This window comes from Salegentibacter chungangensis, assembly GCF_042678405.1.
Classification (GTDB): domain Bacteria; phylum Bacteroidota; class Bacteroidia; order Flavobacteriales; family Flavobacteriaceae; genus Salegentibacter_A; species Salegentibacter_A chungangensis.
This window is the reverse complement of the sequence record NZ_JBHTLI010000001.1, coordinates 528,148-541,064: the sequence shown is the minus strand read 5'-3', so window position 1 is coordinate 541,064 and position 12,917 is coordinate 528,148. Positions and strand designations below refer to the sequence as shown.

12 protein-coding genes are annotated in these 12,917 nt (G+C 42.4%); 1 reads left to right on the top strand and 11 read right to left on the bottom strand.

Going from position 1 to position 12,917, the window contains the following annotated elements; all coding sequences use genetic code 11:
• Nucleotide 1: 1 nt before the first annotated feature.
• Nucleotides 2-589: a riboflavin synthase gene (locus tag ACFQ3Q_RS02340; RefSeq protein ID WP_380742529.1), complete on the top strand. Its 588-nt coding sequence runs from the start codon at nt 2-4 to the stop codon at nt 587-589.
• Here the strand turns inward: ACFQ3Q_RS02340 and ACFQ3Q_RS02335 are convergent.
• The 11 genes from ACFQ3Q_RS02335 to ACFQ3Q_RS02285 all read right to left on the bottom strand — a co-directional run bounded on the left by ACFQ3Q_RS02335 (nt 586) and on the right by ACFQ3Q_RS02285 (nt 12,914).
• A complete protein-coding gene (locus ACFQ3Q_RS02335; protein WP_380745576.1) occupies nt 586-765 on the bottom strand; it encodes a PID-CTERM protein-sorting domain-containing protein in 180 nt (59 codons plus the stop codon). The genes ACFQ3Q_RS02340 and ACFQ3Q_RS02335 overlap by 4 nt on opposite strands.
• Before the next feature lie 649 nt (nt 766-1,414).
• A complete protein-coding gene (locus tag ACFQ3Q_RS02330; RefSeq protein ID WP_380742527.1) occupies nt 1,415-2,527 on the bottom strand; it encodes a formylglycine-generating enzyme family protein in 1,113 nt (370 codons plus the stop codon).
• A 146-nt stretch (nt 2,528-2,673) separates the two neighbouring features.
• Nucleotides 2,674-3,072 (bottom strand): hypothetical protein, encoded by a 399-nt coding sequence (locus ACFQ3Q_RS02325; RefSeq protein WP_380742525.1) that lies wholly within the window; start codon nt 3,070-3,072, stop codon nt 2,674-2,676.
• Between the two features lie 16 nt (nt 3,073-3,088).
• The gene (locus ACFQ3Q_RS02320; RefSeq protein WP_380742523.1) at nt 3,089-3,445 is read right to left on the bottom strand and encodes a hypothetical protein; all 357 of its coding nucleotides are present in this window, start codon (nt 3,443-3,445) and stop codon (nt 3,089-3,091) included.
• Between the two features lie 99 nt (nt 3,446-3,544).
• On the bottom strand, nt 3,545-4,375 hold the full coding sequence (locus tag ACFQ3Q_RS02315; RefSeq protein ID WP_380742521.1) for a hypothetical protein: 831 nt from the start codon (nt 4,373-4,375) through the stop codon (nt 3,545-3,547).
• Complete coding sequence (locus ACFQ3Q_RS02310) at nt 4,353-5,684, bottom strand: hypothetical protein (protein WP_380742519.1); 1,332 nt, start codon at nt 5,682-5,684, stop codon at nt 4,353-4,355. Before ACFQ3Q_RS02310 ends, ACFQ3Q_RS02315 begins: the two co-directional genes overlap by 23 nt.
• A 58-nt stretch (nt 5,685-5,742) precedes the next feature.
• Nucleotides 5,743-7,596, bottom strand: a complete 1,854-nt coding sequence (locus tag ACFQ3Q_RS02305) for a hypothetical protein (RefSeq protein ID WP_380742517.1) — start codon at nt 7,594-7,596, stop codon at nt 5,743-5,745.
• Between the two features lie 79 nt (nt 7,597-7,675).
• Entirely contained in the window at nt 7,676-9,313 is a 1,638-nt protein-coding gene (locus ACFQ3Q_RS02300) for a sulfatase family protein (protein ID WP_380742515.1), read from the bottom strand.
• A gap of 23 nt (nt 9,314-9,336) precedes the next feature.
• Entirely contained in the window at nt 9,337-10,770 is a 1,434-nt protein-coding gene (locus tag ACFQ3Q_RS02295) for a sulfatase (RefSeq protein ID WP_380742513.1), read from the bottom strand.
• A 36-nt stretch (nt 10,771-10,806) separates the two neighbouring features.
• On the bottom strand, nt 10,807-11,712 hold the full coding sequence (locus tag ACFQ3Q_RS02290; protein WP_380742511.1) for a sialate O-acetylesterase: 906 nt from the start codon (nt 11,710-11,712) through the stop codon (nt 10,807-10,809).
• Nucleotides 11,713-11,843: 131 nt separating this feature from the next.
• Nucleotides 11,844-12,914, bottom strand: coding sequence for an endo-1,4-beta-xylanase (locus ACFQ3Q_RS02285; RefSeq protein ID WP_380742509.1), 1,071 nt, complete (start codon nt 12,912-12,914; stop codon nt 11,844-11,846).
• Between the last annotated feature and the right edge of the window lie 3 nt (nt 12,915-12,917).

Genomic DNA, 12,917 nt, shown 5'->3' with positions numbered 1-12,917 from the left:
CATGTTTACCGGTATTATTGAAGAAGTAGGAGAAATCACAGCGCTCAGCCCAGAGCAGGAAAATTTAAACATCAGGGTGAAAGCCACGATGACCCCTGAGCTGAAGATCGATCAGAGTGTGGCTCATAACGGGGTTTGCCTTACCGTGGTAAGTATATACGAAGATGAGTATAGCGTTACTGCTGTAAAGGAAAGCCTTGAAAAGACAAATCTTGGAACGCTGAAAGTTGGCAGCCCTGTAAATCTGGAACGAGGAATGAAACTGGGAGCACGCCTGGACGGACATATCGTACAGGGTCACGTAGACCAGACCGCTACCTGCACCGAAGTTAAAGAGGCCCAGGGAAGCTGGGAATTTTCATTTGAATATGATCCTGCCCTGAATAACATCACTATTGAAAAAGGCTCCATCACCATTAACGGGGTAAGCCTCACCGTGGTAAATTCAAAGAAAAATGGCTTTAGCGTAGCCATTATCCCTTATACATACGAACACACTACCTTTAAGCATATAAAAAAGGGAGATGTGGTGAATCTGGAATTTGATGTAATCGGGAAATACGTGAAGCGAATCACCGAACTGGGCTAATCCTCTTTTCGGCGGCGGATATGGTAAACACCCAGTGCCACTCCTGAAGCAATAAGGGCAGATATCCCAAAGTCTATTGGAAGACCTGGCGGTGGGGGTACTCCCGGACCTGATGCAGACTGCGGCTGCGGCAGATTATGACTCTGAGCCTGAGAATACAGCTCACTGCTTAGCATAAGCAGCAAGGAAAGTATAAATATAATTTTTGCTCTCACCTTCATAATCTCGCGAAAAGTACTACAATAATAAAAATTCAGAAAAACTATTCGGCATATTAACGTATTAAACACCAATATGTTTTTTATGCAAGTGGGGCTAAATATAAATTTACATGAAAAATGCCGTTACAACAACGGGGCGGCATTTATTTTTTATTCTTTTTCCTACACAAAATTTCCATCTATTCCATAAAAAGACCATTTTTTTCTTGGGAATCGCTTATATGTGCAAACCTACCCTGATCAACTGAGGGGCCAGCCCGGCAGGTATATTGGAAAATTCTGAATCTTTTGAGGTAACCTTATTAAAAAGGCGAACAGCCTGAAGCTTCCCGCTAAGGAACCGGCAGAAAAAACGAATTAGGATAAAAGAACTTTTCATTGCCCGGGGGTGTTGAGTTAAACCTGAATGAAAAAATTCCTGTAGGGCAGAACGGGACCAAGATATTAAAAATTTTTAAACATCTGAATTTCAGGTAAATAATTACTTTTCAAAAAGTTAATCGGGACTTAAAAAAGAGGTAGAGTCTAATTTGGACCTGACATATTAAGCTAATTCTAAACCGAATTTATTGGCATTATAATAAAATAGAGAGGATCTTGAATATTATTCTTTAACCCTTAGAACCGTCCTGAAACCTACGTGATCTGAACCTGAATCCTGCGTCATTCCCATTCGTGCTGAAATACGGTAACTTGCACAATAGGATTTATTACATAGAAAGGAACCACCTTTAATAATCTTTTCCTTTTGGTAGGGGTTATCGGGATTGTAATAAGTTACAGACCCGGTAGGGTTTTTGAGCTCTCCCTGCTGTATGGCTGTCTTATAGTAATCTATATTATAATTATCCTTTGTTAACTCCCACACGTTCCCCGCCATATCGAATATTCCAAGGCTATTTGCAGGAAAAGACTTAACCGGCGAGGCATACTTATAACCATCTTCCGGGATATTTTTTACGGGAAATTCACCCTGCCAGGTATTTGCCTCCTCAGTGAGCATCTTTTCATCATCTCCCCAGGTATAGATACCTCCGGGCAATTTTCCGTGAGCTGCGGCTTCCCATTCGGCTTCTGTAGGAAGACTTCTGCCAGCCCAGTTGCAATAAGCTATAGCATCTTCATAAGAAACATGAACCACCGGATAGTTCATTCTACCTTCAATAGAACTTTCCGGGCCCTGGGGATGTTTCCAGTTCGCTCCTCTTTTCCATTCCCACCATTGCGCTATATTATTCAAATTATCAACTTTTTCCAGTTCTTTTCTAAAGATCAGAGATCCCGGTTGAAGCAGGCTGTCGTGTGGCTTTGGGGTGCCCTTCGGCAATTGCTTTCGCATCTCCTCCCAATCGATAGGCCTTTCTGCTACGGTCACATACCCGGTTGCATCCACAAATTCCTTAAATTCAGTATTGGTAACTTCAGTCTTATCAATAAAAAATCCATCTACCGCCACCGGATGCGCCGGCTTCTCCCTTGGTAGCGCATAAGGATCGCCCTCCCTGGCGCCCATTGTGAATTTCACTCCGGAAACCCAGACCATTCCTTCGGGCACCTCTATGCTATCCGGTTTCTCAACCAAGAGTTCTACTTCAGAGACCACAACTTCCTCCTTCTTATTTTGCTCTACGGTTTCCTTTTTTTCGTCTGACTTTTCCCTGCAAGCCGTTGTCAACAAAAATATCCCTGTAAATAATATTAAAATCTCCTTTTTCATTTTTCTTATTTGAAGCTTTGTTAATATAATCATTATCATAAAAAGGCAGGGCACCGACTGTCCTTTTTCAGCTGAAGGTTTTGCTCTGCTTATGAAGGTTGCCTTTCAGAGGTGCCACGCGGATCCGTGGAAACCTATTAGTTTTCCTAATATGAATTATTGAAGACAACTTTCATAGATCTTACCTTAAAAGAACCCAGGTCATTGGTTGTTATATCAAGCATCTTCGATGCTCCAGACAGATCATCCCCGTCGTAAACAGTCACCTCATAATCGAAAAGTACCATTAAAGACTGGATGTTTTCATAAAAACCTAATGACTGCAGATCTGTAGGGTCATACTCCCCAACAGCAAGCCTGCTAACAGACCCTGAATACTCCACTCTCGAATACAGGGATATCCTATCCGGATCCAGGCTCCCATCCCGAACCGGGATCCCCGTCACATCTGTAGTTCGGGTGAACCAGGTATTGTATTCATAATCATTTTGCCGTTTTACTTCTAATAAAAAAGGCGGTTTAGAATTTATAACCGCCTTTTCCACTTTCTAAAACTAACACCTAACCTTGCATTTTCTCTTTTCCTTTTCGTTTTGCTTTTCGCTGAGCCTTTGTAAGGACTTCCTTATTGATCCTGCTGTGATATTTTTTCGAAATTTTCTTCCTTTCTGATGCAAATTCAGATTTGTCTGAATACTTATTCTTAGCCGTATTGATTTCCATTCTCATATTGGCATATAGCTCCTCGATCTTCTCTTTCTGTTCATCTGAAAGAGCTACACTCTCATCACCAGCTTCGATCCATTCTGCGAGTTTTTCAGTTTTGTTCTCTGCTTTTTCCCGGGCTTTTTCAGACTGGCTAAAGCCAGAAACTGTAAAGCCCATTATAAAAATTAGCGTTATTATTAGTCTTTTCATTTTCCTCGATTTTATGATTAATCTTTTAATTTGAAATCAACGGCCTGCTATCAGGCCGTTGATTATATTAGTCTGAACAGTAAAGCTCCTTCAGGAAGCTTAGTTCTGTTTAATCTGAAGATTATCAAATCTAACTCTGAACCTGTAATTTCCATCTCTGGTAGTATCAGGAGTTCCTCCATCGTTAGTTGTTCCTTCCACGCGAATTGCGAAATAGAGGGTGCCGGAAGAAGAAGGGATATTGAAGGATTTCCTTACAAAGCTTCCGCTGTCATTAAGATCCTGAGCATCATCGCTACCAAGAGAGTTCCAGTTAGCTTCGGTAAAGCCCTCTCCCGGGGTATAATTATTGGTCCAGTACCAGGTAACCGTACCGCTGGTTTCACTAAAGAACCTTCTTGCATCTATATTGACCGTAAAGTCTCCATTGGCATTTTCCTGACCCGGACTTACAAGCACCACGTCAAAATCTCCAAACACACCAGCCCCGGGTTCCGTATTATTGGTTTCAGCAAAATACTGGAACCTGAAACCGCTTCCCCCTTCAACGGTTACATCTTCAAGTGAGGGATAATTTCCATTTGTCTCTGGTTCGAAAAGAATATTATTATCCTCAGCAAAGGTCGTAAACTGATACTGCTCAAAACCTTTGGATTCAAGATATGGTGGATCGTAGGTAGCGGACTCATCAAAATCTTCAAAAGTCTCTATATAATTGGTAAAGCTTCCACCGGTATCTCCGCCACCAGATCCACCAGCATCAACTGTTACATTATCAATTCTCCATCTTGTACCATCATCAGCAGCATTGATCTCTGCTCTAAATCTAAAGGCTATGTAGAAATCACCTGTAGTACTGATACTCGCTGTTCTTCTCTGGAATTCCTGACGGCCTACTCCGGCAGCATCAAGATCGGCCTGTAACGGCATCTATCATTGTCCAGGTTCCATTGCTAAATGAACCATCTGAATCATCTGAGAAATAAACTTCTACAGAATGGTTATCCAGATTTTTGATATATGAAACATCATAGGTAAGTGTGTAATCTCCTGCAGTGGCAGCAAAGCCCGAGGTTCTTACAATATTATCTACTAGTCCCGTACTGGTCTCTGCCTTGTTATTCACATAACCGTACTGAATACCCCAGCTGTCTGCCGTAACGGTTTCATCATCTACACTAGGGAAGGTATTTTGAACAATCCCTGCAGATCCAGGACCCTGAACGGTTTCTCCCGGTAAATTCTCTGTACTGTAACCAAAATCGGCCAATACAGATTCGGGAGTTGCAGTTTCAAAGGTTTCCTGATATGGTATATCAAAGGTAGTCGCAGTTCCTCCGGTATCTCCGCCTGCAGCAAACAGGTCTGGATTATCGGTGCCGGTACATGCACTTCCTTCATAGAATATATACGGGTCAATATTTTTATCTCCATCATGCAGGGCCTTCACATCGGCATCGGTAATAACACCTTCTCTGATTATGCTTCCGCCCATACTGATCTCGAAGTAATACTGATCTTCTCCTTCAAAATCCGGTAAGGCCATACAAAGTGCTTCCCCTGGAGTAGTGGTATAATCCATATACAGCACACTTCCGGTATTGTCAGCTCCCAGATAGACATTTACATCAAAATTTGCCGCGCCCTCTCCACAGGTATTACCGGCAATACAAAACTCAATTGCCATGTTCGGGTCAAGCGAGAAGTAGAGGTTTCCAAATTCGTTTAGAATCCTGTTCTCAAAACAAAGCACATCTACATTCACTTCATTATCTGTCCCCGCCGCAATTGAAAAGTCAAGTGGTAATGGTTCAGACACATAATCAGCATAATTCTCTGAAGTTGGTGCGATCCAGATAGGGTTATTTTCCGCATCATAGACCACAAAATATTTTAACTGATAGTCCCCTGCCGGAAGGCCGGTAAGTTCATCGTTTTCAGCAGTAATATATTTTGAACCCTCTGCAACAAGATCTATCCTGAAAGGTGCTGCTATAGACCCTATATTTTCAGGGCCCGTTGCAATGACATCCACGTAAGCAGGGTCTGCTTCCGAGCAGTCAGGCACATCGGTTCCAGGAAGTGATTGTCTATTACCATCGAGAGCTTCATTCAAAATTGCATTAAAAGTCAAGCTTCCGGTTTCGATCTCTCCTGTGTCATCATCTTTTTGACATGAGGCAATTGTTAACACAGTAAAGACTGCGAGAGCAAGTTGCCTTAGTAATTTCCAATTCATTTTTTAAGTTTTTAGGTTAATAAAATCAGGTTAAGTTCAAGGGGATTTTTATTTCTTTTTAATTCTGGTTTACCCGAATGTTATCAATTCTCCATCGAGTACCTTCATTGTCACTTCCCGTAGAGTCAATAGTTGCTTTTATTCTAAAGGCTATATAGAATTCGCCGCTTACTGGTATATTTACCGTTCTTCTGGCAAAAGCATTCCTGTCTGTACCAATGTTCGATTCGTCTACTGAGTCTACCATGGTCCAGGTTCCGTTGGAGAAGGAAGTCCCGTCACTATCGGTTGAATAATAGACCTCAACTACAGCGGTAGAATTCGGTTTTGCATAAGCTATGTCGTAAATAAGTTCGTAAGCCGATGCGGTAGCAGAAGAAATGGCCGGCGATATAAGTACATTATCTATAATACCTGTACTTGTTTCTCCATCATCCTTGTTCACATAACCAATCTGAGCCCCCCAGTCTGAGCTGGCAGAAACATCGTCGGCATCAGCAAATTTTCCAGAGGCATTATTCAGGCTGAATGTTGATGATTCCGGATTTGCCACAGTTGTAGCTGAAAGAACTTCGGTCACAAAACCATATGGGTCCTGGATGGTGGCATCTGCGCTGGAATTTTCAAAAGTTTCCAGGTATACATCAGAAGTTCCGCTTCCTCCACCTTCATTATCCTGGATGTTGAAAGTAAAGCTGCTACTATTGCTGTCAATTTCAAGATCTCCGGTTACGCTTGCAATATCGAGAACAATGGTCTCGTCACCTTCTTCAGCATCATCATCGGTAAGCATCAGACTTATTGAACCAGATTCAGCTCCGGCATCCAGATTCACCATATAAGGCTGGTCTGTAGCACCACCTGCAAAGGCGAAATCGTCCCCCAGGGTAGCTGTTGAAGAGGAACCTACGTTCACTGCAATGCTTGCAGCATTTTCAAGCGGCTGGGAAAGACTGAAATCTATAGTCACTTCCCCGGCTGACTCATCTGCACTGGACGTACTTGAAGCATCAAAACCTATGGTTGTGAACGGGGAAGGATCATCTTCAAGGATCGTTACAGTAGCAATCGAATTCTCAGAGTTTATGTTAAGACCTCCGGTTGTTTCAAGAATTTGAATCTGGAAGGTTTTATCATCTTCATAATCGTCATTATCTAATGAAATAACAGTAAATGCTGCCGCATCACCATATTCGTCTACGCTTAAAGTGAGCTCTCCGTCTTCATTTGCGCCTTCAAAGGTATAATCTTCACCATACACAGCATCTCCGCTTCCGCCAACAATGGTTATGCTTCCCCCATCGGTTGAAAGGTTACTGAAAGCAAGATCCACTTCTAATTCCTCATTCTCTTCAACTTCATATTCAAGTGGATCAAAACCAACTTCAGCGGTTAATCGCTCCTCATCATCCAGGAGGATCACTTGTAAAAATGATTTGTCTCCTAACATTAAACTACCCGTTGGATTGGAAAGTGTTATTTCCAACTCAACATCTGTGTTTAGCCTGTCGTCATCTATAGGGGTAATTGTAAAAAACTCGAGCACCGAGGTTTCGGCAAATGTAATATTGAAGGTAGAGGACTGCTTATCTACCACATAATCTTCTCCAAACACACCGCCCTCAATATTCACCTGTACGCTTCCACCTGTATGATAAGGTGAATCCAGACCAACAGGAATCCTGATTCCTTCCTCGGAAGATTCAGCCACCCTGTAAGTTTCATCTGAAAAGGAGACCTTTGTCTCCCCTACATCCTCAAGCGAGTCATCTTCTCCACAGCCAATAAATAAAGGCAGGATTACCAGGAGAAGTACTGGTAATATAATTCTTCGGTAGTTCATCATTTTCTTTTCCGAAATGTCTGATTTTACTGGGTAAAACAGGTTCAATAACTGTCGGAGATGTTCCATAATTTGTCAATTTGATATTTTTACTGGTCTTTATATGCGTTTTTGGTATTTTTTAGCCTATTTTGTTTAATGATTATCACTAAGACTCCACTATTACGATTTCGCTCATTTTATAGCCAATCCGCTGGGCCCTAAGAAATAAAAACTGTCCTTTTTTAACTTTTAATGGCCCGGTATAGAGCTTCCATTTTGCATCCAGTCCGGTATCAATATCTTTCAAATCAGATATCATATAAACTAAAGATGCCCCGGGAGCTTTTGAACTAACTGTAATGCCTTTTTCAGTTCTCTCAATTTCCGGTTTTGCAGTAACCGGCTGCTCTTTCTCCGGCCACATTATGGAAATAAGCTTGCTTTCAGGCATCTGTCCCAGGTCCGGGTTTTCGAATAAATAATCGTGTAACAGCTTGCGATGTTTTTCCAGTTCTTCAGCAACCTCAGCCTTGCCTGAAATATCCCTTACGTTATAGGGATCGTTCTTAACATCATAAAATTCTTCAGTGCCTTTGGTGGAAAACCAGATCTGCTCTATGGAATCAAGCTTGCCCTGTTCCCTTAACTCGAGCATTTTTGGCATCATAGGAATATTCATCCTGTAAGCCAGATCCTTATACCTTGGCTTTTCAGGATAAAAATTGAAAATGTAGAGATAATCCTTTGTCCTTACTGCCCTCATCCTGTCTGTCACTTCATCAAAACGATCAGAAGTTCCTATGATATAATCTCTTGGTTCGGTATTAAATTCCCCCGCGAAGGCTTTACCATCCATATAATCCGGCGGACTAATTCCAGCCAGGCTTAACACGGTTGGTCCAAGATCTGTACAAGAGACCATCCTGTCAGTTCTTCCCGTCCCTCCCAGACCCTTTATCATCAATGGAATTTTTAATCCTGAATCATAAATAGCTCTTTTCTCCCTGGGCAAGGGGCCTCCGTGATCACTGTAAAAGAAAATAATAGTGTTTTCATATAAGCCTTCAGCCTTGAGTTCGGCAATAAGTTCACCCACCTTTTTATCCATCAGCTCTATATTGCTGTAGTGGCGGGCAATGGTTTCACGGGTTTCGGCATTATCAGGCAGGTATGGCGGTACCTCCACTTCCTCCGGAGATACTGTTAACGGCTTATCGCTGTATTTCCATAATTTGCTTTCGTGGGTATCGTTAATGTTGAAAACCGAAAAGAAAGGCTGTCCCTCTTCTCTGCCCTTCCAATGCGCCTTGCGGCCATTTTCATCCCAGGAAGAGATGGGTGCCGCGAACTGATAATCTGTCTTGGGATTGTTGGTACAGTAATAACCTTCAGCTCTCAGATATTCGGTAAAGCATTTTACATTTTCGGGGATCACGGCAGAATATTGGATTATTGGATTTCCCTCGATATCAACCCTATCGGTTCCCTCGTATTCGCGGGACCCCCAACCAATAACATCCTTACCGGTTCGCATATGCATCGTGCCAATACTAATTGGCTGCATCCCGGTTATAATGGAAGAGCGGTTAGGAGCACAGACCCCTACGGTGGCGAAGGCATTGTCATAAACCAGGCTTTGCTCAGCAAGGGCGTCCAGGTTTGGTGTTTTTGCAGTATTATCACCATAAACCGGAAGATCGGGACTAATATCTTCGCAGGTGATCCACAGAATATTTGGCTTTTCAGTTTGTGCCGAAATAGTCTGAATACAGATAAGTAAGATGAAAAGTTTTAAAAATCTCATATTTTATTTTTTGAAGGAGGTTTTCAGTCTCCGGAAAAATCTGATTTCCATTTGTTCAATTCTTTATAAAGCCTGTTTCTTATTTCCGGAAATTCTTCACTTACATCGTTCTGCTCTCCTTTATCGATCTCGAGATCATAAAGTTCGGTCCGGCCGTCTTCATAAAAATCCACAAGTTTCCATTTCCCGGAACGGATGGCCGAAGCATTACTTTCTCCGGTATTCCTCGGGCGGGCCTTGTCTGAATGCCAGAAAACAGTTCGGTCATCCCAGGACTCATCTCCCCTTAAAACAGGCAAAAGACTTTTCCCATCTATATTTTTCACTGTTTTGCCTGTGGTGATATCCAGTAAGGTGGGAAGGATATCCATAAGCATTACGATATCTTCTGAATTGGTTTCAGGCTTCAGTTCAGGTTTCCATTTAATGAATAGGGGGACTCTTACGCCACCTTCATATAACCAGCCTTTACCGGCCCTCAGGGGATAGTTGGAGGTGGCCAGGTTACGTTGCTTCCATCCATCGTTCGAAAGTCCGCCGTGATCTGATGAAAATATGATGATCGTGTTTTCCTCCAATCCGGAAGCTTTTAGAAAATCGAGTAACCTGCCAACATTCTCATCCATATTCTCCACCATCCCGGCATATACGGCATTATCCTGTCTCATTTTGGTTCTTCCGGTTCCTTCTTCGATATACTCTGGCCTGTCGCCGAAGTCGTGTGCCGCTATCTGCTTTCTATTTCTTTCCGCATCTTTTTCTTTGGCCTCGATGGGCTGATGCACCGCGTAATGATTCAATGCTACAAAGAAAGGTTTACCGGAATTACCTTTAATATGTTCTATTACCTGGGAAGTTAACAGATCATTGAGATAATCTCCCTTTTTACCTACCTCATCCACATCGGGCATCGGGTCTTTATTAATTTTTCTGTTCGGGTTAGTGGGCTCGTTAAAGGGATAGAAATAGCTGATTGGCGAACCGGCCTTGCCCGCGGCAAAGGAATAATCAAACCCAAAAGCCTCAGGTCCGTTTTTGCCTGAACCCAGATGCCATTTTCCGAAAAACGCCGTGTGGTAACCAGCTTCATCTATCTGCTTTATAAGGTTTTGATCAGCAGGAACATTGCCAAGGGCAAAGCCGTCATCGGGAACCCCGTTTTCGGTAACCGGCCAGGTTGAAGTAAGCATTGCGTAACGGGAAGGCACACATCGCGGAAAATTAGCATATGCATTTTCAAAAACCACCGATTGTGAAGCGAGCTTATCGATATTCGGAGTCTCATATATTTCTGAACCGGTATAACTAAGGTCGTGATATCCAAGGTCGTCAATATGTATCAGGACAATATTCGGCAAGCTGGAAGCTTTTTTACCTGGTTCAGTCCCGCTATTAGCTTTACAGCCTAACATCAGGATAGCTGAAATTGAAAGAATAAAAAGGCTTAGCTTTTTCATTATAATTTGTTTAATGGATCCTTATTAATCCCACACTTAGAAATGCGGGTTACAATTTTTATTTTGTTCATTTAGAATATCATCGAAAACCTTAAAAAACTCGACCCCTATTTTTTTCATGCTCTTAGCCGTATAATGGCCTATAGGCGGAGGATTTCTTTCATAAAAATCATCAGACTCTCTGTCTTTTGATTGAGGGATCAAATAGACATTCCTGTCATTTTCAGTAGTTTTCTTCATTCCTTCCACTACTTTCCCACCTCCTACCTGAAACATTACAAATGGCATTTGTGGACAGCCTAATTCTGTCCTTGTTCTTTGAATGAGTTTCCGAAGGTTCTTGCCGTAAGTATTCGCCGGTGCTTCTCCCCATTTTTTGACAGCACTATCGGTCTCTCCCTGTACCCACAACATCCCTTTGACCTCATAATCGTCAGGGCCATAATCTCCCAAGACACTATTTACATAAGTTATGAAGTCTGAATACAATTCAGGCTGATCCAGTTCATCCATCAGCTTTGCCTTATCTTCACTCCAATCAGGGTTCCAGCAGCCGTATAATGAGCTGCCGCCCTTTGACCTTTTAATGAAGATAAATTCCTGGTCGGGGTAGTTTTCTGCCAACTCAATTCCGAAAAACAATTCAGGACCAAAACACTGGGTCAAATCAAATTTGAGTTTGATGTAATTCTTTGGGGTGGTTAACTGAAGCGGCGTTACGGGTTGATGATTGTAATAAAATTGAATTCTGTCGGAAATCTTATGCAGTCTCTGCTTATCTTCTTCAGATAATTGGGCCCCATCTGCTCTGCCTTCCATATTGGACTGCCCGGCAAAAAGAAAGACTTTTTTCCTGGCAATATTATCCTGTGCAAAAACCCTTGAAATTCCGCACGATACCACAAATGTTGACAGAAGAATGATCCCTATTAGCTGTTTCATGTATATTTTTAAGATTGTCCCCACGACTAATAATATATTTTTCACAAAGGCAATCCTGAGCCTGCCTGGTCTCACAATGAGAAAATTGAAAAAACTCCTGCTGCATGTAGGGGGTGCAACAGGAGGTAAAATCACTCTTTAGCGAGCGCTTTTTTGATAATACAGTAAGCGGGAGTGGGCTTAAAATTTGAGTCATAGATGGATTGAAATTGACCCTTGCCCTTTTTATTCCTGGTTGCAACATCCCAAAGATTAAGGGTTACCTCCCCATTTCCTGATTTCTCCAGCAATACCTCAACGATCCTTTCATAAACCATTTTTTGTATCTCCCTTTCTTCCTCGATCTTAGAGGTGTCCTCCACCAGGTAATCCAGTTCGGTTACATGGAAACCCAGGTCGTTCTCGTGAGCCCAATCTATAAGATCTCCAAGCCGTTGCATGGATTGGTCGATATTGTCTACAAAATCTTCTCTTCTCGCGCCCATCATTAGGTGTGCCTGCCAGCCAATACCATCTACCCTATAGCCTTTTTCACGCAGGTACAGCACGTTCTTTTTAATCTTATCCCAAACCTGAGGCTCCATCCCTTTATGCTGATTATATACAAGTTTGATGTTCGGGGCATTCTTGGTCGCGATCTCGAATGCCTTCAGAATATAAAGTGGAAATCCATTCTCATCCTTTCCAATTTTCAGCCAGGGATTCTCCCATTCATCAGTCCCTGGTTTTGGGCCAAACCAGGAACCATCGGCTTCTACGGTTTCATTAACCACATCCATCCATTTTACATTAGGAACCTGGTTAAATTTCATCGTAAAGGCAGTCACAAACTCCTCAAGATTCTTCTCGAGCTCTTCGGGCGTTCGGTGATCCTCTTTTGCCCACTTCGAAGCCTGAGGGCTAATGGGCCCGTGCAACCTAACCACAAGATCGTTAGCTTCCGCGAATTCGATAAAATCGTCTATGTATTCCCAGTTCCATACTCCCGGTTGGGGATGGATCCTTGTCTGTTTGGCCGCATTGGCAGGGGTTAGATATTGGAAGTCCTTAAGGAACAATTCTTCCTTTTTCGTATTGAGTTCGTCATAATTCAGGGTGGCACCAATCAGTAATTCTGAAGCCGTTGTTGAAGCTTCCTGCGCCGGCATTACATAACAGGTTAGGAAGATTATCAGTGTTATTTTAATTCGTTTTATCGTCATATT

What these genes read in the sequence shown, in the direction of transcription:
- ACFQ3Q_RS02340 (WP_380742529.1), top strand. Translation starts at nt 2, where the DNA reads ATGTTTACCGGTATTATTGAAGAAGTAGGAGAAATCACAGCGCTCAGC.
- ACFQ3Q_RS02335 (WP_380745576.1), bottom strand. Translation starts at nt 765, where the DNA reads ATGCTAAGCAGTGAGCTGTATTCTCAGGCTCAGAGTCATAATCTGCCG.
- ACFQ3Q_RS02330 (WP_380742527.1), bottom strand. Translation starts at nt 2,527, where the DNA reads ATGAAAAAGGAGATTTTAATATTATTTACAGGGATATTTTTGTTGACA.
- ACFQ3Q_RS02320 (WP_380742523.1), bottom strand. Translation starts at nt 3,445, where the DNA reads ATGAAAAGACTAATAATAACGCTAATTTTTATAATGGGCTTTACAGTT.
- ACFQ3Q_RS02315 (WP_380742521.1), bottom strand. Translation starts at nt 4,375, where the DNA reads ATGCCGTTACAGGCCGATCTTGATGCTGCCGGAGTAGGCCGTCAGGAA.
- ACFQ3Q_RS02310 (WP_380742519.1), bottom strand. Translation starts at nt 5,684, where the DNA reads ATGAATTGGAAATTACTAAGGCAACTTGCTCTCGCAGTCTTTACTGTG.
- ACFQ3Q_RS02305 (WP_380742517.1), bottom strand. Translation starts at nt 7,596, where the DNA reads ATGGAACATCTCCGACAGTTATTGAACCTGTTTTACCCAGTAAAATCA.
- ACFQ3Q_RS02300 (WP_380742515.1), bottom strand. Translation starts at nt 9,313, where the DNA reads ATGAGATTTTTAAAACTTTTCATCTTACTTATCTGTATTCAGACTATT.
- ACFQ3Q_RS02295 (WP_380742513.1), bottom strand. Translation starts at nt 10,770, where the DNA reads ATGAAAAAGCTAAGCCTTTTTATTCTTTCAATTTCAGCTATCCTGATG.
- ACFQ3Q_RS02290 (WP_380742511.1), bottom strand. Translation starts at nt 11,712, where the DNA reads ATGAAACAGCTAATAGGGATCATTCTTCTGTCAACATTTGTGGTATCG.
- ACFQ3Q_RS02285 (WP_380742509.1), bottom strand. Translation starts at nt 12,914, where the DNA reads ATGACGATAAAACGAATTAAAATAACACTGATAATCTTCCTAACCTGT.